Origin of the sequence: Burkholderia sp. COPS (genome assembly GCF_019425585.1) — a bacterium.
In the GTDB taxonomy this organism is placed as follows: Bacteria; Pseudomonadota; Gammaproteobacteria; order Burkholderiales; family Burkholderiaceae; genus Burkholderia; species Burkholderia cepacia.
The window spans coordinates 54,796-75,452 of the sequence record NZ_WIXR01000013.1; the positions used below are offsets into that span (position 1 = coordinate 54,796).

Below are 20,657 nucleotides of genomic sequence, written 5' to 3' on the forward strand. Positions count from 1 at the left end.
TTTTGTACAATGCCCCGCGCTGCGTCATGGATGACGATCCGCGCATATCACACCGATGCTCGATCGCACCGCCGCGACGGCCATACACGATACGGCCGCCGCCAGGCGTTATGCGTCGATTCCGAGGGATGGCACATGTCCGACATTGCATTGCATGAAGAAGCGGTCGCCTCAACCTTTCCCCACCCGTCGCACGGGCCGGGCGCGTGCCCCGACGTGCTGCGGGAGCGCCCCGTGCAGGTCGTCTGGTGCGACGACGTGAAACGCGGCGACGTCACGCAGCCGCACGCGCCGAAACTCGGCGTGGCCGATACGCTCGCGCACGCGCAGAGCACGGCCGAGCGCAGCCGGATCGTCGCAAGCCTGCTGCACCTGACGGGTTTCTCGACGTTCGCGTACTTCGCGCTCGAATTCGCGCACGAGCGGGTAGAAAGTCTCTACCTGCACGAAGCATTCACGCCGTCCACCTATCGCGGCGACTACGTGCGCCACCAACATCACGACGTCGATCCGCGCACGCTCGGCGCACGCGTATGCAACATGCCGATCGTGTGGGACCTGCAGCAATTGCGCCGCGAACACCGCGAGCGCGACGCCGGCCCGCGCGCGACGCCGGCCGCGCTCGACGGCTTCCTGCAGACGATGCAGGACGACGGGATGTGCAGCGGCATCATGTATTCGATGGCCGTGCCCGGCACGCGGCTGCATGCGTTCATGAGCTTCACCGCGCCGCGCCGCACGCGCGAATGGATCACGCCGGCGACGATCGAGCAGGCGCTGTCGATCGGGCTGTCGGTACACAAGTTCGCGTCGCCGCAGTTGATCTCGACCTCGCGCGAGCGCGCGGTGAACGGGCTCACGCCGTTCGAGCAGGAACTGCTGCTCGGCATTGCCGAAGGCGCATCCGACAAGGAGATCGGCCGGCGCCTCGACACCAGCGCGCACAACGTCGACTATCACCTGCGCAAGCTGCGCAAGCGCTTCGGCGTCGCGAACCGGATCCAGCTCACGTACCTGACGTCGAAGCTCGAATTGATCTGACCGTCGCGCAGCGCGTGCGACGTGCCGCAAACAAGCGCGTAAACGCACATGCCGGCCACGGAGGCCGGCATGTGCGGGTTGCGGCGCGGTGCCGGGCCCGGCGCCGCTTCCTGGCAGACGGCCTGCGTTACTTCAGCAGCGTCATCTGCACCACCTTGACGATCACGAGACCGACCGCGATCACGAGATAGCCGCGCAGCACAGCCATCCAGATTCGCGTCGCCAGCGTCATGTTCTGCGGCTCGAGCGTATCGAGCGGCGGCATGCGCCACGTGTCGCGCAACGTGCGATCGATGGCCGGTTCGATCACGCGCTTGTTGCGACGGATCAATACCGTCGCGATATAACCCGTGATCGCGAGCACGGTGCCGCCGACCAGCACGTCGATGATCGCTTCGCCGCTGATATCCGGATACATCACTGACGCAGTGAGGATGATCGACAGCAGCACGAGCACCCAGATCACCGCACCGGTGAACACGTTGAGCTTCGTCGAGTTGACCCACGGGCCGAGCACCTGGCGGTCGTTGCACAGCACCAGCAGGAACACCGTCGCGCTCGGCAGCAGCACGCCCGCGAGCGTCTGCACCGCTTCCGTCAGCAGTCCGAGCGGGCTGCCCGGAATCAGCACGAGCGTGGCCGCGGCCGCGACGATGCCGAAATACACGAGATAGAAACCCTTCGCGTCGGACACGCCGCGGTGCAGCGAGTGGCGGATCTTGAACACGTCGCCGATCGCATAGGCCGTCGACAGCGACACGGCCGCCGCGCCGATGATGCACGCGTCGAGCAGCGCCACCGCGAACAGCGTTGCGCTCGTGCGGCCGGCATACTTCTCGAGGCCCGCGATGATGCCGCCCGCGTCGGTGAAGTTGCCGGCTTCCGGATGCCCGTTGAACAGCGCGGCGCTGAAACCGATCATGGCGACCGCACCGATCAGCACGAACACGATGCCGATCCACAGGTCGGCCTTTTCATACTTCATGAAGCGCGGCGTGATGCGCTTGTCGATCACGTAGCTCTGCTGGAAGAACAGCTGCCACGGCGCGACGGTCGTGCCGACGATGCCGATCACGAGCAGCATCACGTCCGACAGCTTCGCGTGCGCGGGCCAGTTCGGCACGAAGAAATCGCGCGTCATCTGCGCGACGGGCGGATGGATCGACACAAGCACCGGCACGAGCAGCAGGCTCAGCACGCACAGCCCGATCGCGAACCGCTCGAAGCGCCTGAAATCCCCGGTACTCACAGCGGCCATGGTCAGCGCCGCGGCCACGCACACGCCGGCGACCTTCGGCAGCCCGAAGAAATCCAGCACGAACGTGATGCCGATGAACTCGGTGACGATGGTGAGCGCATTGAGCAGGAACAGGTCGATCACGCTGAACGCGCCCCAGAATTTGCCGAAGCGCTCGAAGATCAGCCGTGCATGCCCGACGCCCGTCACCGCGCCGAGGCGCAGCACCATTTCCTGGTTCACGTACAGCACGGGCACGAGCAGCAGCAGTGTCCACAGCAGCGTCGTGCCGTAGTTCTGGCCGGCCTGCGTGTAGGTGCCGAATGCGCCGGCGTCGTTGTCGCCCACCATCACGATGAGGCCCGGGCCGATGATCGCGAGCAGCGTGCGCAGGCGCGCCCACCACGAGCCGCGCGTGCCGGTGTCGTGATGCGCGATCGTACCGAGCGCGCCGCGGATGTCGCCAAGGTGGGCCTCGTCGAGCACGGCGGCGCGTTCGACGGCGATCGGTGGAGAAACGTTGGATGGCGTGGACATGATGTGTTCCGTACGGCTAATGGTTATCTGGTGAGCGTGCGACCTTGGGATGCGCGCGGGGCGACCGCCCGATGGCGGCCGCGCGTGCGCATGCCGAGGCGCGCTCGGCGCTTCTTTCAGCGGATCAGCGATTTCAGCCGGTTCAACAGGCGGGAGAACACCCGCGGACGGGCGTCGAGCATCAGCATCGCGTCGAAGTCGTTGCGCGATTCCGTGACGTGCGGGAGATTCGACAGCAGAAGGCCGAAGTTCATGGTCTGGCTCCGTGCGGCGACGGCAAGCGTGCCGGCCGCGTGGTGGGCGCGGGGCCAGTCCGGCGCCTGAACGACGTGTCAGGCTAGTCGGCCGGATTGTCCCTGCGACCCGGGTTCAAAAGGGTCTGTGTGTGCAACGGGCATAAGGGACAACTGTCACTGTCGTTCATGGCGGCTCCTGTGCGGTGTTCCGGAGAACACGGTTGACCGCCGTCAGGCGTGCGGGCCGGCATTCGCGCGCCAGGGAAAGGCGTGCGCGAACGCGGCCGCCTGCCAGGCGGCGGTGAAACCGGGCGGCGCATGCGAAAACGCATCACGCTAACCGGCGCGAATCAGGGTGCACGTAGGAATTTGCTGCGGAATGCTGCTGCGCGCACCGTTTGCCCGGGGGACAAACGGCGGCTTCGATGAGGCGCGGACGTCGGTCGCTCAGGCGGAAATTTCGTTCGAAGATCGACTACTGCAGGCGTCCAAGGCGGCGGCCCCAAGAGTGAAGATGCCGGATTCTATGGACGGCCCGAAAGTGAAGTCAACCCCGCCAAACCCCATTTCCCGAAATAAATTTCCGCCTTCGCGGCACTGAAAGAATTGCCCTTGAAATGGCGTGCCGAAACCTTTCAGCGCGTCATGTCACGGTCACGATCCGATGTGTGCGAACAACGGCGCGGCACCCGGCCGTCGCTTCATCGTGCCGGCCTCGCACCCTCGCGCTCAACGGCGACGCATCCGCCACACACGGCGCATTTCATGCGTTTTTTACTTGCGCTGCAGCAAACGACGCGAATACAATCCGCCGCAATTCATCACAGGAGTCCCTCCGTGGACACATGCTCTAGTTGCAGTTCGACGCCGGTCCAGGCCGGCCAAGCCATCGCGAGATAGCAGCCAGACGCATGTCTTACGCCGCTAGCTCGCATTCGTCGGGTTAGCGCGCTTCCTTCCGGGCCGGCCATCGCCGGTTCGTCCGTTGCACGCTCCGTTACGTTCCACCCTCCGATCGCAGGCCGCGTCACGCGCCCGCGCTCGATCACGTCGTCCGGCCTCCGCCGGACCGGACGGAGGCAGTGTCATGTTTCTTCAATCGCTCGCGGTCAGGCTCAAGCGCATCGTGCATGTCGCATGCGACCGCTCGTTCGTTTCCGGCCTCTCGCCGCTCGCCCATGCACTCGGCAACTGGCGCAGCTCGGCGCTCGCCCACGTACCGGCAGCGCCCCGCCCGCTCGACTGCCTGCTGTTCGCCGTGATGGCGGCCGCGGTCGCACTCGTCGCGCTGCTGTGCTCCACCGCGCCGCGCCTCGGCTTCGCGCAGGTGTGGCGTATCGGCGGCTGGCTGCCGTAAGCCCCGCCCCGCGCGGCGGCGGCATGTGCCATGTACCGCCGCGTCAAGCTCGCCGCACCACGTTTTCGTTTCTTCAGCGTAACTAATCAAACCACCGACGGAACCCACATGAAGAACTACCTCGAACCCGTCCCGCGCTCGTTCCGCCTCAATGCGCTCGCCGCGCTGCTGCTGTCGCTCGCCGCCGCGCCCGCGTTCGCGCAATCGTCGCCGCCGGCCGCGGCCGAACCGGCGGCCGGCGCCAGTGACGCCGCCGCTCCCGCACAACAGGCCGCCGATGCTGCCGCGCCCGCTCCCGTCGGCCTTTGGGAACGCTCGAACCTGCTCGGCAACATGGGCGGCCTGCGCGACGTGCTCGGCGATCACGGCATCACGCTGAACCTGCAGGAGACCAGCGAGTACCTGTACAACACGTCGGGCGGCACGGGTCGCGGCGGCGCCTACCAGGGGCTCACGCAATTCGGCTTCGACGTCGACACCGGCAAGGCGATCGGCCTGCCGGGCGGCACGTTCAACGTGTCGGCGCTGCAGATTCACGGCACCAACCTCACGCAACGCTATCTGCAGACGCTGCAGACCGCGACCGGTATCGAGGCGAATTCGACCACGCGCCTGTGGGAGCTCTGGTACCAGCAGTCGCTGCTCGACGGCAAGGTCGACGTGAAGGTCGGCCAGCAGAGCGTCGACCAGGAATTCATGGTGAGCCAGAACGCGTCGGCCTTCATGAACGCCACGTTCGGCTGGCCCGTGCTGCCGTCGACCGACCTGCCGGCCGGCGGCCCCGCGTATCCGATGTCGTCGCTCGGCGTGCGGCTGCGCGTGAAGCCCGCCGATGCGTGGACCGCGATGGTCGGCGTGTTCGACGGCAATCCGGCCGGCCGCACCGACGGCGATGCGCAGGTGCTGAACGCGCACGGCACCAACTTCAACCTGCGCAGCGGCGCGTTCGTGATCGGCGAAGTGCAATACGCGCTGAACGCGCCGCCCGCCGATCCGAAGGCGCCGCAGCCGGCCGGCCTGCCGGGTACGTACAAGCTCGGCTTCTGGTATCAGTCGCAGCATGCGAACGATCCGCGCTACGGCACCGACGGCCTGTCGCTCGCGAATCCGGCGAGCAACGGCATGCCGGCCACGCATCGCGGCAACTACAGTTTCTATGCGGTCGCGGACCAGATGGTGTGGCGGCCGTCGCCGGACAGCCCGCGCTCGGTGGGCGTGTTCGCGCGCGTGATGGGCGCGCCGGGCGATCGCAATACCGTCGATTTCGCCGCCAATGCAGGCGTGACGCTGAAGGCGCCGTTCAAGGGACGCGACAACGACGTCGCGGGTCTCGCGGTCGGCTACACAAAGATCGGCTCGCATGCGCGCGGCCTCGACGGCGACACCGGCGCATACGCGACACCCGGCTATCCGGTACGCCGCGCGGAAACGGTCGTCGAGGCAACCTACCAGTACCAGGTCACGCCGTGGTGGCAGTTGCAGGCCGACCTGCAGCACTTCTTCCGTCCGGGCGGCGGCATCCCGAACCCGAACGCGGCCGGTGCGCGCATCGGGGACGAAACGGTGGTCGGCGTGCGCACGACGATCGTGTTCTGACGCACGCCGGATGCAGACACGGGCCGGACGGCCCGTGCGTGCTCTCGCGGTGCAAGCGCGCGGCCCGTGCCGCGCGTCACTCGCCGTACAGCCCGAGCAGTTTCAGCGTGACGCCGTTGGTCCAGCCGAAGCCGTCCTGCAGCGGATATTCGCCGCCGCCTCCACCGCCCGTGCCGGCGCCTTCGACCACGTACTTCTCGACGAGCTTGCCTTCGGTCGCATACACGTGCTTCACGTCGGACAGGAAACGCGTGCCGATGTCCTTCGCGAGCGCCGGTTCGCCATAGCGCCGCAGCCCGTCGATCGCGATCCACTGCAACGGCGCCCAGCCGTTCGGCGCGTCCCACTGCTGCCCCGTGTTCTCGGTGGTCGTCGCGAGGCCGCCCGGCTGCAGCAGCGTCTTGCGCACCTCGCGCGCGGTCGCCTTCGCGCGCTCGGGCCACGCAACGCCTGCGAACAACGGATACAGCGCGGCGGCGGTCACGGCGTCGCGCGGCTTGCGCAACTGCCAGTCGTAGTCGCCGTAGTAACCGCGACGGTTCCACAGATAGCGGTTGATCGCGGCCGCACGCCGCGCCGCGCGCCCGGAAAAATCAGTCACGCAGGCCACGTCGCGCGTGAGCGCGCAGCCCTTCACGATCGTCGTCTCGAGATGGAACATCAGGCTGTTCAGGTCGACCGGCACGATCGACGTCGTGCGGATCGTCGCGAGCGTCTTGCCGTCGCCGAACCAGCGCGAGCTGTAGTCCCAGCCGCTTTCGGCACCCGCGCGCAGGTCGCGGTACACCTCGTTCGCCGGGCGCCCCGGCACCGACTTCGCGGTCGTCACGTCCTCGAGATACGACTCGTCGCGCGGCGTATCGCTCGCATCCCAGTAGCGGTTCAGCACCGCGCCGTCGGGCATCGCGACCACATTGCGCGTGGCCTGCCCGCGTGGCGTCGTGGTTTCGCCCTGCATCCAGTACGCGTGCTCCTTGCGCAGTTCCGGCAGATATTTCTGGTAGACCTTGTCGCCTTCGGCCTGTGCGGCAAGCGTGACCATATAGGCGAAGAACGGCGGCTGCGAGCGGCTCGCATAGTACGTACGGTTGCCGTTCGGGATGTGCCCGATCGTGTCGATCAGATGGGCGAAGTTGTCGAGCATGTCGTCGACGAGATCCTCGCGGCCCGACACCTGCAGCCCGAGCATCGTGAAATAGGTATCCCAGTAGTAGCCTTCGCGGAAACGGCCGCCCGGCACGACATACGGCTTCGGCAGCGGAATCAGCGAACTGTAGGGCGGCACTGTCGTGCTCGTGCGCGTGAGCTGCGGCCACAGCCAGTCGATGTGCTGACGCAGCGTCTGGTTCGGCGGCGGCGTGACGCCGCCTTCCGGGGGCGGCGTGAAATGCTGGCCGACGAACGCCTTCAGCGAGAAGCCCGGCTGCGATTTCTGTTGCTGATACAACTGTACGATCGTCGCGGGATCGCTGTCGGGCGTCGCGTCGACGAAGGTCTTCTGGTCGGGATAGATCTGCGCGGTCTGCACGGCGACGAACAGGTCGCCGTAGAGCTGGCTCGGCGGCGGCAGCAGCGTGCCCGACGCGGGGCCGGCAACCGCGGCCGTCGCGGGCGCCGCCGACTGATCGACCGCCGGCGCGGCGGCCCGGTTCGCGTTGTCGGCTTGCGCGGCGCAGCCGGCAACGGCGAGATACGCGACGGCCAGTGCGGCGGCCCAGCGAAGACGCGGCGCGGCGCGCCCGAGCGGCGGTGAGCGACGGAGCGGAAAGCGGGTTGAGAAACGGGTTGAGAAGCGCGTCGGGATGCGCGTTGAGACGCGGGATGCAATCGATGCGGCACGACGTGACGTCATGACGTGTCCCCTCCTTTCGATGGTGAGTGGGTCGGCACGAGGTCTCGTTCGCGCGCGCGCTCGTCTCGATGGCCCTCGATCGATGCGCGTCGTTTTGTGTTGCGAGTGGGCCTGACTGTCGCACGAAACGTGCACATCAAGCAAGTTTCGATTCGCGCGGCTCGCGCAGGCGACCTGCGTCGCGTGGACGCGATCCCGACGCGTGCGGTGCACAAACGCGATACATGCGCGGCGTTTGCGCGGTCGTTCTTTCCGCGCCGCCCGCGAAAAGAACGACTGTTGCACTATGCGGAACATCTGTTGTCGTACGTGACTCAACGGTCACATTGTGGGCATAATGGCGTCTTTACCGCGCGCCCAGCCCATGTCGCCCGTCTTTCTAGCACCGCTCATCGTTGCCTGTGCGTTGTTCATGGAAAGCGTCGACGCGAACATCATCGTCACCGCCCTGCCCGCGATGGCGAGGGACTTCGGGCACAGCCCCGTCACGTTGAACATTGCGATCACGGCCTACGTGGTCGGGCTCGGCGTGTTCATTCCGATCTGCGGCTGGCTGGCCGACCGCTTCAGCGCGCGCTCCGTGTTCCGCACCGCGATCGGCATCTTCGTCGTCGGCTCGCTGATGTGCGCGGCATCCAATTCCCTTGGCGTGCTCACGTTCGCGCGCTTCATCCAGGGCGTCGGCGGCGCGATGATGGTGCCCGTCGGCCGCATCATCATTTTCCGCGCCGTGCCGCGCTCGGATCTCGTGCGCGCGATGAACTACCTCGCGATTCCCGCGCTGTTCGGGCCCACGGTCGGGCCGCTCGTCGGCGGCTTCATCACGACCTACCTGCACTGGCGGATGATCTTCTTCATCAACGTGCCGATCGGCATCTACGGGATCTACCTCGCGAGCAAGCACATCGCGAACACGCACGAGCCCGATCCGGGCCCGCTCGACTGGTTCGGATTCCTGCTGTCGGCCAGCGGCGCCGCACTGCTGCTGATGGGCCTCACGCTGATCGACGGTGCGCTCACGTCGCGCTCGAACGCCCTCGCCATGTGCGTGACCGGCACCGTCCTGCTCGCGCTCTACGTGCCGTACGCGCGCCGCAAGGAACGCCCGGTGCTCGACCTCAGCTTCCTCAAGATCCCGACGTATCACGCGAGCGTCGTCGGCGGGTCGCTGTTCCGCATCGGCCTCGGCGCGGTGCCGTTCCTGCTGCCGCTCGCGCTGCAGGAAGGGCTCGGCATGAGCGCGTTCCATTCGGGCCTCATTACGTGCGCGTCCGCGCTCGGCGGCGCGGTCAGCCGCTCGACCGCCACGCATACGCTGCGCCGCTTCGGCTTCCGCACGGTACTGATCTACAACGCGGCATTCGCGGGGCTCGCGATCGCCGCGTACGGCGTGTTCCATCCCGGCATGGCGACCTGGGCGATCTGGCTGATCGTGCTCGTCGGCGGCATCTTCCCCGCGCTGCAGTTCACGAGCCTGAACTCGATGATCTATGCGGACATCTCGCCGCGCGACGCGGGCCGCGCGACCAGCCTCGGCAGCGTCGTGCAGCAGATGTCGCTCGGTCTCGGCGTGACGGTGGCCGGCCTCGTGCTGCACGTTTCGCACTGGCTGCAGGGTCATCAGAAGATGGTGTGGTCGGATTTCTGGCCCGCGTTCCTGGTGGTCGGGCTGTGCTCGTTCGCATCGATTCCGATCACGCGGCGGCTGCCGCCCGGCGCCGGCGACGAAGTCGCGCGCGGCAAGCGGCAGTAGCAATCAGTCGGACGATCGGGAATAGCGACAGGGCAGAACGGGCAGCAGGGAAAACCGCCCGCGAAGCAAACCGGAAAAAACAAAAAAATCAGCGGACATCCACACGGGGCCGGTGCACAGCCGCATGGATGTCCGCTCAGGGCTCCGGGTCTCCCGATGGGGGTTGAGAATCCCGGATTCGCTTCCTGCGTGCCATGGACATATGTGCGTCGGAAGCGGAATCGTTGCGCGCACATTTCGTCGCGCCATGGACTGCACTATAGGGAAACTTGCGAAACGTATCTGTCAACCATTGTCAGACACGTTGCATCGGCACGTCGCACGCGCGCGCCGCTTTCGCGCTAAAGTGGTTCCAGACCATCACTCCCGGCCGCCCCTCCGATGCTTACGCTCTCGCCCGCCGCCGCCCGCGCCCTGCATCTCGCCGCGCAGGGCCTGCTGACACCGCCCCGCCGCAAGGCGACCAAAGCCGACGTGCTCGACACGATCCGCCGGATGGCGCAGCTGCAGATCGATACCATCCACGTCGTCGCGCGCAGCCCGTATCTCGTGCTGTTCAGCCGGCTCGGCGATTTCTCGCCGCAATGGCTCGACGAACATCTCGCCGAGGCGCGGCTGTTCGAATACTGGTCGCACGAAGCATGCTTCCTGCCGGTCGAGCAGTTCGGCCTGATGCGCTACAAGATGCTCGATCCGTCGGGGATGGGCTGGAAATATGCGGCCGACTGGCACGAGCAGAATCGTCCGGAGATCGAACGGCTGCTTGCGCGGATTCGCGAGGAAGGCCCGGTGCGGTCGGCCGATTTCGCGCGCGAGGATGGCGTGAAGGGCAACGGCTGGTGGGATCGCAAGCCCGAGAAGCGCCACCTGGAAGTGCTGTTCACGACGGGCGACCTGATGGTGTCGGAACGCCGCAATTTCCAGCGCGTGTACGACGTGCGCGAGCGCGTGCTGCCCGGCTGGGACGACACGCGCGACCTGCCGCCGCGCGAAGCCGTGCTGCCCGCGCTGCTCGACTACACGTGCCGTGCACTCGGCGTCGTGCGCGCGGACTGGGTGGCCGACTACTATCGGCTGCCGCGCCGCTCGTACCGCGCGGAGCTCGAGCAGCTCGCCGACGCGGGCGACCTGATCCCGGTGGCGATCGACGACTGGAAGGAGCCGGCCTACGTGCATCGCTCGCTCGAAGCGTTGCTGCCGGCCGCCGAGGCCGACACGCTGCGCTCGACGGTCACGACGCTGCTGTCGCCGTTCGACCCGGTCGTATGGGACCGGCGGCGTGCATCGACGCTATTCGGTTTCGACTACACGATCGAATGCTATACGCCCGAGCACAAGCGGCGTTATGGCTATTTCTGCCTGCCGGTGCTGCATCGCGGCCGGCTGGTCGGGCGCGTCGACGCGAAGGCGCATCGCACGCTCCGCACGTTCGAACTGAAGGCCGTGCATGTCGAGCCGGGCGTGCGGTTCGGCACGGGGCTCGCCGCCGATGTCGCGAAGGCGGTGAAGAAACTCGCGGCGTGGCACGGCACGCCGGAAGTCACGACCCGGCACGCACCGCCGGAACTGGTGAAGGCGCTGGCCGCCGACTGATACCCGCGCATACGGCTTGACATTCGGCTCGCGCAGCCGGCCCGCAAGGCCGGCTTACGCGGCCGGCCGATGATCAGTCGCGCAGCTTGCGGAAACGCGGCGTGCCGTCTTCGAGGTTCCCGTTGAACATCGCTTCCGGGCGCACCCACAGCCCGCGCGCATGCGGCCACAGGTGTTCGTACACGACCACCGATTCCTCGGTTTCGGAATGGCGGGCAACGCCGATGTAGCGATACAGCCCGCCTTTGTAATGGCGATGCGTCGCGAGCTGTTCGGCTTCCTGTTCGGTCATGATCGGTTTCTCTTCGGCAAAAACGGAAAGCGCGTATTGTATGCGCTGCGCCGCGCGTCAGCGTTTCGCGTAGATGTCCGGGCGGCGGATCTCCATCACGCGCTCGGGGTTCGCGCACGGCCCGAAGCCGACCGGCCGGTACAGCTCGTGCGCATCGGACGTCACGAGCATGATGCGGCGCAGGCCCTGCACCATCTCCTGCGCGAACACGTGGTCGATCAGCGCGCGGCCGTAGCCGTTGCCGCGTTCGGCAGGCAGCACGAACACGTCGCACAGGTACGCGAACGTCGCGTGATCGGTCACGAGGCGCGCGAAGCCGACGAGCCGGTCGCCGATATACGCGCCGAAGCACAGGGAACCCTCGATCGCCTTCTCCACCACGTCGCGTGGAATACCCTGCGACCAGTACGCGTCGCGATGCAGGAAGTCGAAGATCGCGTCGACGTCGAGTTCGCGCTTGTCGGTGGAAAATCTCAGCGTGGCGGGGGTGGCAGCAGGCACGTCGGTCTCCGGTCGGGGTGGTGGAAAGCGAAGTGTCGACGATACCGCGCGGCGCGGCGGGGGACAAGGTACAGTGCCGATCATCCGGACGACGCGAAGACGCTGCTCGACCCTCTCGTTTCGCCGCGGGCGCAACCGACCGCACGGGCGACGGGCCGCGATTCGGTGACAATGTCGTCTGCCCGATAACCTGCCACGCCGCTTCATGCCCTACCGCCTCATCGCATTCGACTTCGACGGCACGCTCGCCGATTCGCTCGACAGTTTTCTCGCGGCGCTGTCGGAAGCGTCGCGCATGCACGGCTTTCGTGACGCCACGCCCGAGCTGCGCCCGGCACTGCGCGGGATGTCGGCGCGCGACATCATTCGCGCGCTCGACGTGCCGATGTGGAAAGTGCCGCGCGTGACGATCGACATGCGTCGCCTGATGCGGCCGCGCGTCGCGCAAGTGGCGTTGTTCCCCGGCGTCGGCGAAACGTTCGACGCGCTCGCCGCGCGCGGCATCCGCATCGCGATCGCCACGTCGAATACCGAGGAGATCGTGCGCGACCGGCTCGGCCCGCACGCCAGCAGCCGGGTCGAACATTTCGCGTGCGGCATTCCGCTGTTCGGCAAGGCACGTCGCCTGCGCGCACTCGTTCATGAAGCCGGCCTGCGCAACGACGAAGTGCTGTACGTGGGCGATGAAATCCGCGACGCCGACGCGGCACGACGCGCGCGCATCGCATTCCAGGGGGTCGCGTGGGGCTACACCGCGCCCGACGCGTTGCAGGCACATTGCACGACACCGTTGCTGCCGCGTCTCGACGCATTGCTCGACTGCGTGTGACACGTTCGCGCGCATCGCGATGCCGGCCAGCGTCGACGCTCGACGCGCGCGTCACCGCGGCAAGTCGATGACTGGCGGATGACACCCACGTGCATTCCGCACGCCGCATGCGCGCAAAAATTGCCGCCGCCACGCACGCGACAGGTACGCAATACCTGCCGGCACGCGTGCTCATCGATTCGTCTTACCAACCGTTACACAAACCACAGCGCGGTAGCACCTGCTACCGGATCGCCCTCCTAGAATCAGTCGGGCCGGGAAACACTTCGACCGGCGCCGCGGCAGAGCGGCGGTCGAATCCGGCCCGGGCGCGCCCGGTCTCTCGCACAGCGACGGATCATCCGATCCGTTTTTCAACCAGAGCCCCGATTGAAAGGAGGTCCCATGAACCGCTTTCCCCACGTCTCGCGCCTTGCCTTGTCTGCCGCTGGCCTGCTTCTCGTCGCCGTGACGGCGACCGCGCAAACCGCACAACCGGCACCGGCCGCGCCGGCCGCCGCCACCGCGACGCGCATCCACGAAGCCGACCAGGCATTCATCACGGACGGCACGAAAACGGTGTCGACGCAGCACGACGCGGCGCGCATCGCCGATTCGCGCACGTCGGACAGCCAGGTCAAGGCGTTCGCGCAACGCGTGTCGACCGACGATGAAAAGATCATCCAGGCGATGCGCGCAGCCAGCCCGCGCGGCGTCGACGTGCCCGCCAACGACCCCGACACGGCCGTGCTGAACAGCATCAAGACCCTGCGCGGCGCCGAGTTCGACAAGGCGTACATCGAGCAGGTCGCGCTCGCCGGCCAGCAGAAGGCCATCTCGGCCTTCCAGGCCGAAATCGCATCGGGCCGCGACACGAAGCTGAAGGAAGTCGCACGCCAGTCGCTGCCGATCCTGCAGAAGCATTACGCCGACGCGCAGAAGCTCGCGGAGCGCCACCACCTCGCATCGGCGCAGTAACGCGCCGCCGCGCCGCGCATCGTGCGCGGCGCACGGCTCCTTCCCCTGCCGTCGCGTCGCCGCCCTCCTCCGGCGACGCGACGCGACGCACGCCGTACGTCATACGCGACACGTTACGTCGCAAGCTTCGCCATCAACCGCGCCCTCACCTCCGGCCATTCGTCGTCGATGATGCTGAAGCGCACCGAATTGCGCTTGCGGCCATCCGGCATGATCCGTTCGTGCCGCACGATGCCTTCCTGCTTCGCACCGAGCCGCAGGATCGCCGCGCGCGATTTCTCGTTCAGCTCGTCGGTCGTGAACTGCACGCGCACGCATTGCAGCACGTCGAACGCATAACCCAGCAACAACCATTTCGCTTCGGTGTTCGCACGCGTGCGCTGCGCCGATTCGCTCAACCACGTATGGCCGATCTCGAGCTTGCGGTTCTTGCGATCGATCTTCCAGAAACGCGTGCTGCCGATCGCGCGGCCCGACGCGCGATCGACGATCGTGAACGGCATCACCGTGCCGGCCGAACGCCCCTGCAATGCCGTGTCGATATACGCGTCGATCGTGTCCGGGCCCGGCACGACCGTGACCTTCAGGTGCCATAACCGGCCGTCCGCGGCAGCGTCCAGCAGCGCCTGCCGATCGGATCGTTCGAGCGGCCTCAGTTCGACGCGTTCGCCGGTGAGAATCGGTTGTTCGACGGAAGCGGAAGCATCGGTCATGAGCGGTTCCGGAAAAGACGAAAAAACGGCGATGGCGGCGAAACGCCCATCATACGGCCGCGTCAGCCGAGGATCGCGGCCAGCCGGCGGCGGATCGCCTTCGCCTCGCCGCGCAGCGCATCGGTGAACGCATCGACGAGCAGGCTTTTCGGCCGGTGCTCGGGCACGATTACGCTGACGCGGTACGGAAACGACCGGGTGAGCGGCCGCACGTGCAGGTCGCGCCCGACGAAATCGAGCGCGGTCAACGGATTGACGATCGCGACGCCGAGCCCCTGCCGCACGAACGCGCACACCGACACGGCCGACGGTGTGTCGACGACCGAGCGCGGCGCCACGCCGAGCTGCGCAAACGCCTCGTCGATCAGGATGCGGTACGGATCGTTCAGCGACAGGCTCACGAATGGACGATCGGCGAGATCCGGCAGATCGATCGCATCCTGCGCGAGCAGCGGATGGCCGTCGGGCAGCACGCATACTTCGTCGACTTCGAGCAACGGCGTGAGCACGGTGCCGGCCGGCGCGACGTCGTGCTCGGTCAGCCCGAGGTCGTAGCGCTGCGCGGTGAGCCACTCTTCGAGCATCGGCGATTCCTGCGTTTCGACCGACAGGCTGACGCCCGCATGGGCGTCGCGAAACCGGCGCGCCGCGCCCGGGAGAATCGCGTGCGAGAACGCCGGCAGCGCGATCACCGACAGTTGACCGTCGCGAAACTCGCGCAGGCGCGCGGCCGTGGCCGCGACGCGTTCAAGCCCCACATACGCGAGCCGCACGTCGTCGAACAGCGTGAGCGCGGCCATCGTCGGCCGCAACCGGCCGTGCGCGCGCTCGAACAGCGCGAAACCGACGACCTGCTCCATGCGCGCGAGCTCGCGGCTGATCGTCGGTTGCGACGTATAGAGCATCTCGGCCGCCCGCGTCGTGCTGCCGGTGACCATCAGCGCGCGAAAGACCTCGATATGGCGGTGCGTGAGCATGATCGTCTATATCAAATGTGAATCGAATTTCGATAAATAGGCATTTTACTGCATAGATAAACAGGCGCATCATTCACGTCATCCGTTCATTCGACCCGATTCATCCGCCATGTCCCTCGATTCCCGCCAGCTCGCGACGCTCGCGCAGCAATACGGCACCCCGCTGTGGGTGTACGACGCCGACGTCATCCGCGACCGCATCGCCCAACTGCGTCAGTTCGACGTGATCCGCTATGCGCAGAAGGCCAACTCGAACGTCCATATCCTGAAGCTGATGCGCGAGGAAGGCGCGTGCGTCGATGCCGTGTCGCTCGGCGAGATCGAGCGCAGCCTCGCGGCCGGGTTCAGCCCGGCCGGCGAGCCGGAAGGCGTCGTGTTCACGGCCGACCTGATCGACCGCCCGACGCTCGCGGCGGTGCTGAAGCACGGCGTGACCGTGAACGCCGGTTCGCTCGACATGCTCGCACGCATCGGCGAGCACGCGCCCGGCCACCGCGTGTGGCTGCGCGTCAACCCCGGTTTCGGCCACGGCCACAGCAACAAGACCAACACCGGCGGCCCGCAGAGCAAGCACGGCATCTGGATCGACGACGTGCCGCGCGCGATCGAGATCGTGCGCCAGTACGGGCTAAAGCTGGTCGGCATCCACATGCATATCGGGTCGGGCGTCGACTACGGCCACCTGTCGCAGGTATGCGATGCAATGGTCGACCTCGTCACGTCGCTCGGCCATGACATCGACGCGATCTCGGCCGGCGGCGGCCTGTCGATCCCGTATCGCGACGGCGAGCCGCGCGTCGACGTCGGTCACTACTTCAGCCAGTGGGACGCCGCGCGCAAGCGGATCGAACGGCATCTCGGCCACCCGGTGCGCATCGAGATCGAACCGGGCCGCTTCCTCGTCGCCGAAGCCGGCACGCTCGTCACCGAAGTGCAGGCCGTCAACCGCCGGCCGAAGCACGATTTCGTGCTGATCGACGCGGGTTTCAACGACCTGATGCGCCCGTCGATGTACGGCAGCTACCACGCGGTGTCGGTGCACGCGCACGATGGCGCGCTGCCGGCCGGACGGCCGCTGGTCGAGCTCGCGATCGCGGGGCCGCTGTGCGAATCGGGCGACGTGTTCACGCAGGACGCGGGCGGCGTGGTCACGCACCGCAAGCTGCCGCAGCCGCAGATCGGCGACCTGCTCTTCCTGCACGACGCGGGCGCGTACGGCGCGTCGATGTCCTCGAACTACAACAGCCGGCCGCTCGCGCCGGAAGTGCTCGTCGATCGCGGCACGCCGCGGCTGATCCGCCGCCGGCAGACGATCGACGAATTGCTCGCGCTCGAAACGTTCGAGTAAGGCCGGCATGACGGAACGGGGTGCGCGGCCTGCGCACCTCGCCCCCCTCACCTCACCGTCACGCGCACGTCGGCGCCCGCCGCACGCCACGCCTTCAGCAACGCCGCGCGCCGCCGCGGATAGCGCACGTCCAGCCGTTCGAGCGCGACGATGCGATCCGTCCGGAAATGCCGGAAATCGTTCCGGCCTTCGCACCACGCCGCCAGGATGCGCACGTCATTGAAATAGCCGAGCGCGAATGGCCACACGATCCGTTCGCCGCCCGTTCTCCGGCCCTCGTCCGCGTAGCGGATCCCGAGCTTGCTTTCGGTACGGATCGCCGTGCGCACGACACCCATGTCGACGGTTTCCCGATCGACGATCGTGCGCGGGCCGACGAGCAGCGTCGTGCATTCCATCTCGCGGCGCAGCTCGGCGGGCAACACCGCGGAGATCTTCGCGAGCGCATCGGACGCAGCCGTCGTGAGCTGCGCATCGGCGAACTTCCCAACCCAGCGAAAACCGAGCATCAGCGCTTCCAGCTCCGTTTGCGAGAACATCAGCGGCGGCAGCATGAACCCGGCACGCAGCACATAACCGACACCGGGCTCGCCGTCGATGTCCGCGCCCTGCGCCTGCAGCGACGCGATATCGCGATAGACCGTACGGAGGCTGACGCCGAGTTCCCCGGCCAGCACGCGGCCGCTCACCGGGCGGCGGTGGCGCCGCAGCACCTGCAGCAGCGCGAGCAATCGTTCGGCACGCGTCATCGTTCCATGCTGCCATTTTCTGACAGCATCCGTTCATAGAATGGGACGCATCTTAATCGATCCCGGGACGGCCCCGCATGACCTCTCCGAATCTCGTTCTCCTGTATGTCGACGACCCGACGCGCAGCGCGCAGTTCTACGCGCGCCTGTTCGGGCGCCCGCTCGTCGCCGCGTTTCCCACCTATGCGGCATTCACGTTCGACAACGGGTTGCACCTGGGCCTGTGGTCGACCCGCGCGCGCGATTTCGTGTCGGGCGGCGCCGGCCACCGCTCGGAGCTGGCATTCATGGTCGACGACGACCACGAGGTGCGGCGCCTGTACGAAGCGTGGAAGGCGCTCGGCGTGACGTTCGAGCAGGCGCCGATGACGGCCGTGTTCGGCCTGACGTTCGTCGCGCTCGACCCGGACGGCCACCGCTTGCGCGTGTGTACCCCGGACGATTGAGCGCGAACGGGCGCGACCTGCGGCGGGTCGCGCCCGTTCCCTCTACCAGGCGCGCGCGTCAGCCCGCGCGCTGCACGGGTGCCACTTTCGAGAAGTATTTCGCGCCCGCCACGCAGCCGACCACGACGACCGTCACGACGACCATCGACGGCGGCACCGTCTCGTGCAGCAGCCCGGCCGCCAGCAGCAGGCCGAAGAACGGCTGCAGCAGCTGCAGCTGGCCGACGCTCGCGATCCCGCCGAGCGCGAGCCCGCGATACCAGAACACGAAGCCGATCAGCATGCTGAACAGCGACACGTACGCGAGCCCCCATAGCGCGGCGGCATCGACGCCGTCGAACGACGCGGGCGAGGTGAGCCACGTGAGCGGCAACATCAGCGGCAGCGAAAGCACGAGCGCCCACGAGATCACCTGCCACCCGCCGAGCTGGCGCGACAGGCGCGCGCCCTCCGCGTAGCCCAGCCCGCATGCGACGATCGCGGCCAGCATCAGCGCATCGCCGATCACCGACGCCTGGCCGCCGTTGCGCAACGCAAACGCAGCCACCGCACCGCTGCCGACGATCGAAAAGATCCAGAACGGCAGCCGCGGCCGCTCGCCGCCGCGCCACACGCCGAACAGCGCGGTCGCGAGCGGCAGCAGCCCGACGAACACGATCGCGTGCGCGGACGTCACATGTTTCAGCGCGAGCGCCGTCAGCAACGGAAAACCGACGACGACCCCGAGCGCGACGATGGCCAGCGACACGGCCTCGGCGCGGGTCGGCCGCCGCTGCTTCAGCACGACGAGCAGCAGCAGGCCGAGCGCGCCGGCGATCGTCGCGCGCGCGAACGTGAGGAACAGCGGGTCGAGCCCCTGCACCGCGATACGCGTCGCGGGCAGCGAGCCGCTGAAGATGATCACGCCCAGCAGGCCGCTGAGCCATCCGTCGGTCGTCTTTTGCACGGGAAATCCTGAACGGGGAAAGTGGATCACCGATGATCCGCCGCCCGCGAAAAGCGCGTAAGCTACAGCCCAATACAATTCCGACAAACTGTACTGGACAACCGTCCGTACAGTTCATTCTTCGCCATGAGCCATTCCGCCCCGCTTTCCGTTCCGCCCGCGCCGTCGCGCACGCGCGTGGAAACCGTGATGGACACCTTGCGCGCGCGGATCGCGAGCCGCGCGCTGATGCCCGGTGCGCGCGTCCCGTCGATCCGGATGATGGCCGACGGGCTGGGCGTGTCGAAATCGACCGTCGTCGATGCATACGAGCGGCTCTCGAGCGAAGGCGTGCTCGTCGCGCGGCGCGGCTCGGGCTTCTACGTGTCGGGGCACGCGCCGCCGCTCGCGCTCGCCGATCTCGGCCCGCGTCTCGATCGCGAGCTCGACCCGCTGTGGCTGTCGCGCCAGTCGCTCGAGGCCGCGCCGACGACCGTGAAGCCCGGCTGCGGATGGCTGCCGCCGTCGTGGCTGCCGGACGAGAGCCTGCGCCGCGCGCTGCGCGCCGTGTCGCGCGACGAATCCGACGCGCTGACCGATTACGCGACGCCGCTCGGCCTGCCCGCGCTGCGCCAGCAGCTCGCCTGGCGGCTCGCGCAGCACGGCGTCCACGCGGAACCCGCGCAGATCATGCTGACCGACGGCGGCACGCATGCGCTCGACCTCGTGTGCCGCCTGCTGCTGGAGCCGGGCGACACGGTCGTGCTCGACGATCCGTGCTACTTCAACTTCCAGGCGCTGCTGCGCGCGCATCGCGCGCGGATCGTCAGCGTCCCGTACACGCCGAACGGCCCCGATCTCGCGCGCTTCGAGCAGGTGCTGGCCGAGCACCGGCCGCGCCTGTACATCACCAACGCGGCGCTGCACAACCCGACCGGCGCGACGCTCGCGCCGCCCGTCGCACACCGCCTGCTGACGCTCGCGGCCGAGCACGGCCTGCTGATCGTCGAGGACGACATCTTCGCGGATTTCGAGAGCACGCCCGCGCCGCGCCTCGCGGCCTTCGACGGGCTGTCGCGTGTCGTGTCGATCGGCAGCTTCTCGAAGACGCTGTCGGCCGCGGTCCGCTGCGGCTATGTCGCCGCGCGCCCGGAATGGATCGAGGCGCTCGTCGACCTGAAGCTCGCGACGTCGTTCGGCCATGCGCAGATCGGCGCGAACGTCGTGCACCGGCTGCTCGTCGACGGTACGTACCGGCGCCATCTCGACAGCCTGCGCGCGCGTCTCGCGGATGCAATGGGCGAGACGATCCGGCGCCTCGCACGCGCGGGCCTCGGGATCTGGACGGAGCCGCGCGGCGGCCTGTTCGTGTGGGCGGAGTTGCCCGACGGGCTCGACGCCGCGCGTGTCGCACGCCATGCGCTCGATCACGATGTGGTGCTCGCGCCGGGCAACGTGTTCAGCGCGTCGCACGGCGCGACCTCGTTCATGCGCTTCAACGTGTCGCGCTGCAAGGGGCCGGCGGTGTTCGACGCGCTGGCGCGGGCGATGGAGGCGGTGCGGGCGGAGGACACGGCGGGGCGCGCGCTCGCCCGCGAATCGTGACGGCAGGCGCGCGCGCTCGATGGTTTCGATGAAGGCGACATCAATTTCGTGCCGGCGCCTGCGAACGTACTGACGGGAGAAGTCGACGCAGACGCCGTGCCGTGCACGCCCGT

The 20,657-nt window shown here is 67.6% G+C and carries 19 protein-coding genes; 10 read left to right on the forward strand and 9 right to left on the reverse strand.

Features of this window, described 5'->3' with window-relative positions; all coding sequences use genetic code 11:
* Positions 1-135 precede the first annotated feature (135 nt).
* Positions 136-1,041, forward strand: a complete 906-nt coding sequence (locus tag FOZ70_RS10985; protein ID WP_059619453.1) for a LuxR family transcriptional regulator — start codon at positions 136-138, stop codon at positions 1,039-1,041.
* A gap of 127 nt (positions 1,042-1,168) precedes the next feature.
* On the opposite strand, the gene FOZ70_RS10990 is transcribed toward FOZ70_RS10985, so the two are convergent.
* The gene (locus tag FOZ70_RS10990) at positions 1,169-2,815 is read right to left on the reverse strand and encodes an Nramp family divalent metal transporter (RefSeq protein ID WP_021162977.1); all 1,647 of its coding nucleotides are present in this window, start codon (positions 2,813-2,815) and stop codon (positions 1,169-1,171) included.
* 116 nt (positions 2,816-2,931) lie between these two features.
* Positions 2,932-3,069, reverse strand: coding sequence for a hypothetical protein (locus tag FOZ70_RS10995; protein WP_021162978.1), 138 nt, complete (start codon positions 3,067-3,069; stop codon positions 2,932-2,934).
* A 1,069-nt stretch (positions 3,070-4,138) separates the two neighbouring features.
* Between FOZ70_RS10995 and FOZ70_RS11000 the strand changes: the two genes are divergently transcribed.
* Together FOZ70_RS11000 and FOZ70_RS11005 are read left to right on the forward strand one after the other, a co-directional pair.
* A complete protein-coding gene (locus tag FOZ70_RS11000) occupies positions 4,139-4,408 on the forward strand; it encodes a hypothetical protein (protein WP_219705880.1) in 270 nt (89 codons plus the stop codon).
* Between the two features lie 108 nt (positions 4,409-4,516).
* Positions 4,517-6,004, forward strand: a complete 1,488-nt coding sequence (locus FOZ70_RS11005) for a carbohydrate porin (RefSeq protein ID WP_219705881.1) — start codon at positions 4,517-4,519, stop codon at positions 6,002-6,004.
* A 76-nt stretch (positions 6,005-6,080) separates the two neighbouring features.
* On the opposite strand, the gene treA is transcribed toward FOZ70_RS11005, so the two are convergent.
* Positions 6,081-7,856 (reverse strand): alpha,alpha-trehalase TreA, encoded by a 1,776-nt coding sequence (gene treA, locus FOZ70_RS11010; RefSeq protein ID WP_219705882.1) that lies wholly within the window; start codon positions 7,854-7,856, stop codon positions 6,081-6,083.
* A 364-nt stretch (positions 7,857-8,220) separates the two neighbouring features.
* Here treA and FOZ70_RS11015 point away from each other — a divergent pair, with 364 nt between their 5' ends.
* Together FOZ70_RS11015 and FOZ70_RS11020 are read left to right on the forward strand one after the other, a co-directional pair.
* Positions 8,221-9,609 (forward strand): MFS transporter, encoded by a 1,389-nt coding sequence (locus FOZ70_RS11015; protein WP_059485450.1) that lies wholly within the window; start codon positions 8,221-8,223, stop codon positions 9,607-9,609.
* 381 nt (positions 9,610-9,990) lie between these two features.
* Positions 9,991-11,202, forward strand: coding sequence for a crosslink repair DNA glycosylase YcaQ family protein (locus FOZ70_RS11020; RefSeq protein WP_021162984.1), 1,212 nt, complete (start codon positions 9,991-9,993; stop codon positions 11,200-11,202).
* A 73-nt stretch (positions 11,203-11,275) separates the two neighbouring features.
* Here FOZ70_RS11020 and FOZ70_RS38035 read toward each other — a convergent pair whose 3' ends face one another.
* Together FOZ70_RS38035 and FOZ70_RS38040 are read right to left on the reverse strand one after the other, a co-directional pair.
* A complete protein-coding gene (locus tag FOZ70_RS38035) occupies positions 11,276-11,494 on the reverse strand; it encodes a DUF1653 domain-containing protein (RefSeq protein WP_006480837.1) in 219 nt (72 codons plus the stop codon).
* A gap of 57 nt (positions 11,495-11,551) precedes the next feature.
* Positions 11,552-11,995, reverse strand: a complete 444-nt coding sequence (locus tag FOZ70_RS38040; protein WP_027789537.1) for a GNAT family N-acetyltransferase — start codon at positions 11,993-11,995, stop codon at positions 11,552-11,554.
* Between the two features lie 205 nt (positions 11,996-12,200).
* On the opposite strand from FOZ70_RS38040, the gene FOZ70_RS11030 reads away from it, so the two are divergent.
* A complete protein-coding gene (locus FOZ70_RS11030; protein WP_219705883.1) occupies positions 12,201-12,824 on the forward strand; it encodes an HAD hydrolase-like protein in 624 nt (207 codons plus the stop codon).
* A gap of 384 nt (positions 12,825-13,208) precedes the next feature.
* Complete coding sequence (locus tag FOZ70_RS11035) at positions 13,209-13,781, forward strand: DUF4142 domain-containing protein (protein ID WP_219705884.1); 573 nt, start codon at positions 13,209-13,211, stop codon at positions 13,779-13,781.
* Between the two features lie 113 nt (positions 13,782-13,894).
* Here the strand turns inward: FOZ70_RS11035 and FOZ70_RS11040 are convergent, their stop codons facing one another.
* Entirely contained in the window at positions 13,895-14,494 is a 600-nt protein-coding gene (locus FOZ70_RS11040) for a GNAT family protein (protein WP_219705885.1), read from the reverse strand.
* Between the two features lie 62 nt (positions 14,495-14,556).
* Entirely contained in the window at positions 14,557-15,471 is a 915-nt protein-coding gene (locus tag FOZ70_RS11045; protein WP_021162990.1) for a LysR family transcriptional regulator, read from the reverse strand.
* A gap of 109 nt (positions 15,472-15,580) precedes the next feature.
* On the opposite strand from FOZ70_RS11045, the gene lysA reads away from it, so the two are divergent.
* The gene (gene lysA / locus FOZ70_RS11050) at positions 15,581-16,819 is read left to right on the forward strand and encodes a diaminopimelate decarboxylase (RefSeq protein ID WP_042977520.1); all 1,239 of its coding nucleotides are present in this window, start codon (positions 15,581-15,583) and stop codon (positions 16,817-16,819) included.
* A 47-nt stretch (positions 16,820-16,866) separates the two neighbouring features.
* Here the strand turns inward: lysA and FOZ70_RS11055 are convergent, their stop codons facing one another.
* On the reverse strand, positions 16,867-17,568 hold the full coding sequence (locus FOZ70_RS11055) for a YafY family protein (protein WP_124923180.1): 702 nt from the start codon (positions 17,566-17,568) through the stop codon (positions 16,867-16,869).
* Positions 17,569-17,645: 77 nt separating this feature from the next.
* On the opposite strand from FOZ70_RS11055, the gene FOZ70_RS11060 reads away from it, so the two are divergent.
* On the forward strand, positions 17,646-18,014 hold the full coding sequence (locus FOZ70_RS11060) for a VOC family protein (RefSeq protein WP_219705886.1): 369 nt from the start codon (positions 17,646-17,648) through the stop codon (positions 18,012-18,014).
* 58 nt (positions 18,015-18,072) lie between these two features.
* Here FOZ70_RS11060 and FOZ70_RS11065 read toward each other — a convergent pair whose 3' ends face one another.
* Positions 18,073-18,960, reverse strand: coding sequence for a DMT family transporter (locus tag FOZ70_RS11065; protein WP_021162993.1), 888 nt, complete (start codon positions 18,958-18,960; stop codon positions 18,073-18,075).
* A gap of 126 nt (positions 18,961-19,086) precedes the next feature.
* Between FOZ70_RS11065 and FOZ70_RS11070 the strand changes: the two genes are divergently transcribed.
* Positions 19,087-20,544 carry a PLP-dependent aminotransferase family protein gene (locus FOZ70_RS11070; protein ID WP_219705887.1) on the forward strand — a complete coding sequence of 486 codons (1,458 nt, stop codon included), beginning with the start codon at positions 19,087-19,089 and terminating at the stop codon, positions 20,542-20,544.
* Positions 20,545-20,657 lie beyond the last annotated feature (113 nt).

What these genes read in the sequence shown, in the direction of transcription:
- FOZ70_RS11020 (WP_021162984.1), top strand. Translation starts at nt 9,991, where the DNA reads ATGCTTACGCTCTCGCCCGCCGCCGCCCGCGCCCTGCATCTCGCCGCG.
- FOZ70_RS38035 (WP_006480837.1), bottom strand. Translation starts at nt 11,494, where the DNA reads ATGACCGAACAGGAAGCCGAACAGCTCGCGACGCATCGCCATTACAAA.
- lysA (WP_042977520.1), top strand. Translation starts at nt 15,581, where the DNA reads ATGTCCCTCGATTCCCGCCAGCTCGCGACGCTCGCGCAGCAATACGGC.
- FOZ70_RS11045 (WP_021162990.1), bottom strand. Translation starts at nt 15,471, where the DNA reads ATGCTCACGCACCGCCATATCGAGGTCTTTCGCGCGCTGATGGTCACC.
- treA (WP_219705882.1), bottom strand. Translation starts at nt 7,856, where the DNA reads ATGACGTCACGTCGTGCCGCATCGATTGCATCCCGCGTCTCAACGCGC.
- FOZ70_RS10990 (WP_021162977.1), bottom strand. Translation starts at nt 2,815, where the DNA reads ATGTCCACGCCATCCAACGTTTCTCCACCGATCGCCGTCGAACGCGCC.
- FOZ70_RS11055 (WP_124923180.1), bottom strand. Translation starts at nt 17,568, where the DNA reads ATGACGCGTGCCGAACGATTGCTCGCGCTGCTGCAGGTGCTGCGGCGC.
- FOZ70_RS11005 (WP_219705881.1), top strand. Translation starts at nt 4,517, where the DNA reads ATGAAGAACTACCTCGAACCCGTCCCGCGCTCGTTCCGCCTCAATGCG.
- FOZ70_RS11035 (WP_219705884.1), top strand. Translation starts at nt 13,209, where the DNA reads ATGAACCGCTTTCCCCACGTCTCGCGCCTTGCCTTGTCTGCCGCTGGC.
- FOZ70_RS11070 (WP_219705887.1), top strand. Translation starts at nt 19,087, where the DNA reads ATGAGCCATTCCGCCCCGCTTTCCGTTCCGCCCGCGCCGTCGCGCACG.
- FOZ70_RS10995 (WP_021162978.1), bottom strand. Translation starts at nt 3,069, where the DNA reads ATGAACTTCGGCCTTCTGCTGTCGAATCTCCCGCACGTCACGGAATCG.
- FOZ70_RS10985 (WP_059619453.1), top strand. Translation starts at nt 136, where the DNA reads ATGTCCGACATTGCATTGCATGAAGAAGCGGTCGCCTCAACCTTTCCC.
- FOZ70_RS11040 (WP_219705885.1), bottom strand. Translation starts at nt 14,494, where the DNA reads ATGACCGATGCTTCCGCTTCCGTCGAACAACCGATTCTCACCGGCGAA.
- FOZ70_RS11030 (WP_219705883.1), top strand. Translation starts at nt 12,201, where the DNA reads ATGCCCTACCGCCTCATCGCATTCGACTTCGACGGCACGCTCGCCGAT.
- FOZ70_RS11015 (WP_059485450.1), top strand. Translation starts at nt 8,221, where the DNA reads ATGTCGCCCGTCTTTCTAGCACCGCTCATCGTTGCCTGTGCGTTGTTC.
- FOZ70_RS11060 (WP_219705886.1), top strand. Translation starts at nt 17,646, where the DNA reads ATGACCTCTCCGAATCTCGTTCTCCTGTATGTCGACGACCCGACGCGC.
- FOZ70_RS11000 (WP_219705880.1), top strand. Translation starts at nt 4,139, where the DNA reads ATGTTTCTTCAATCGCTCGCGGTCAGGCTCAAGCGCATCGTGCATGTC.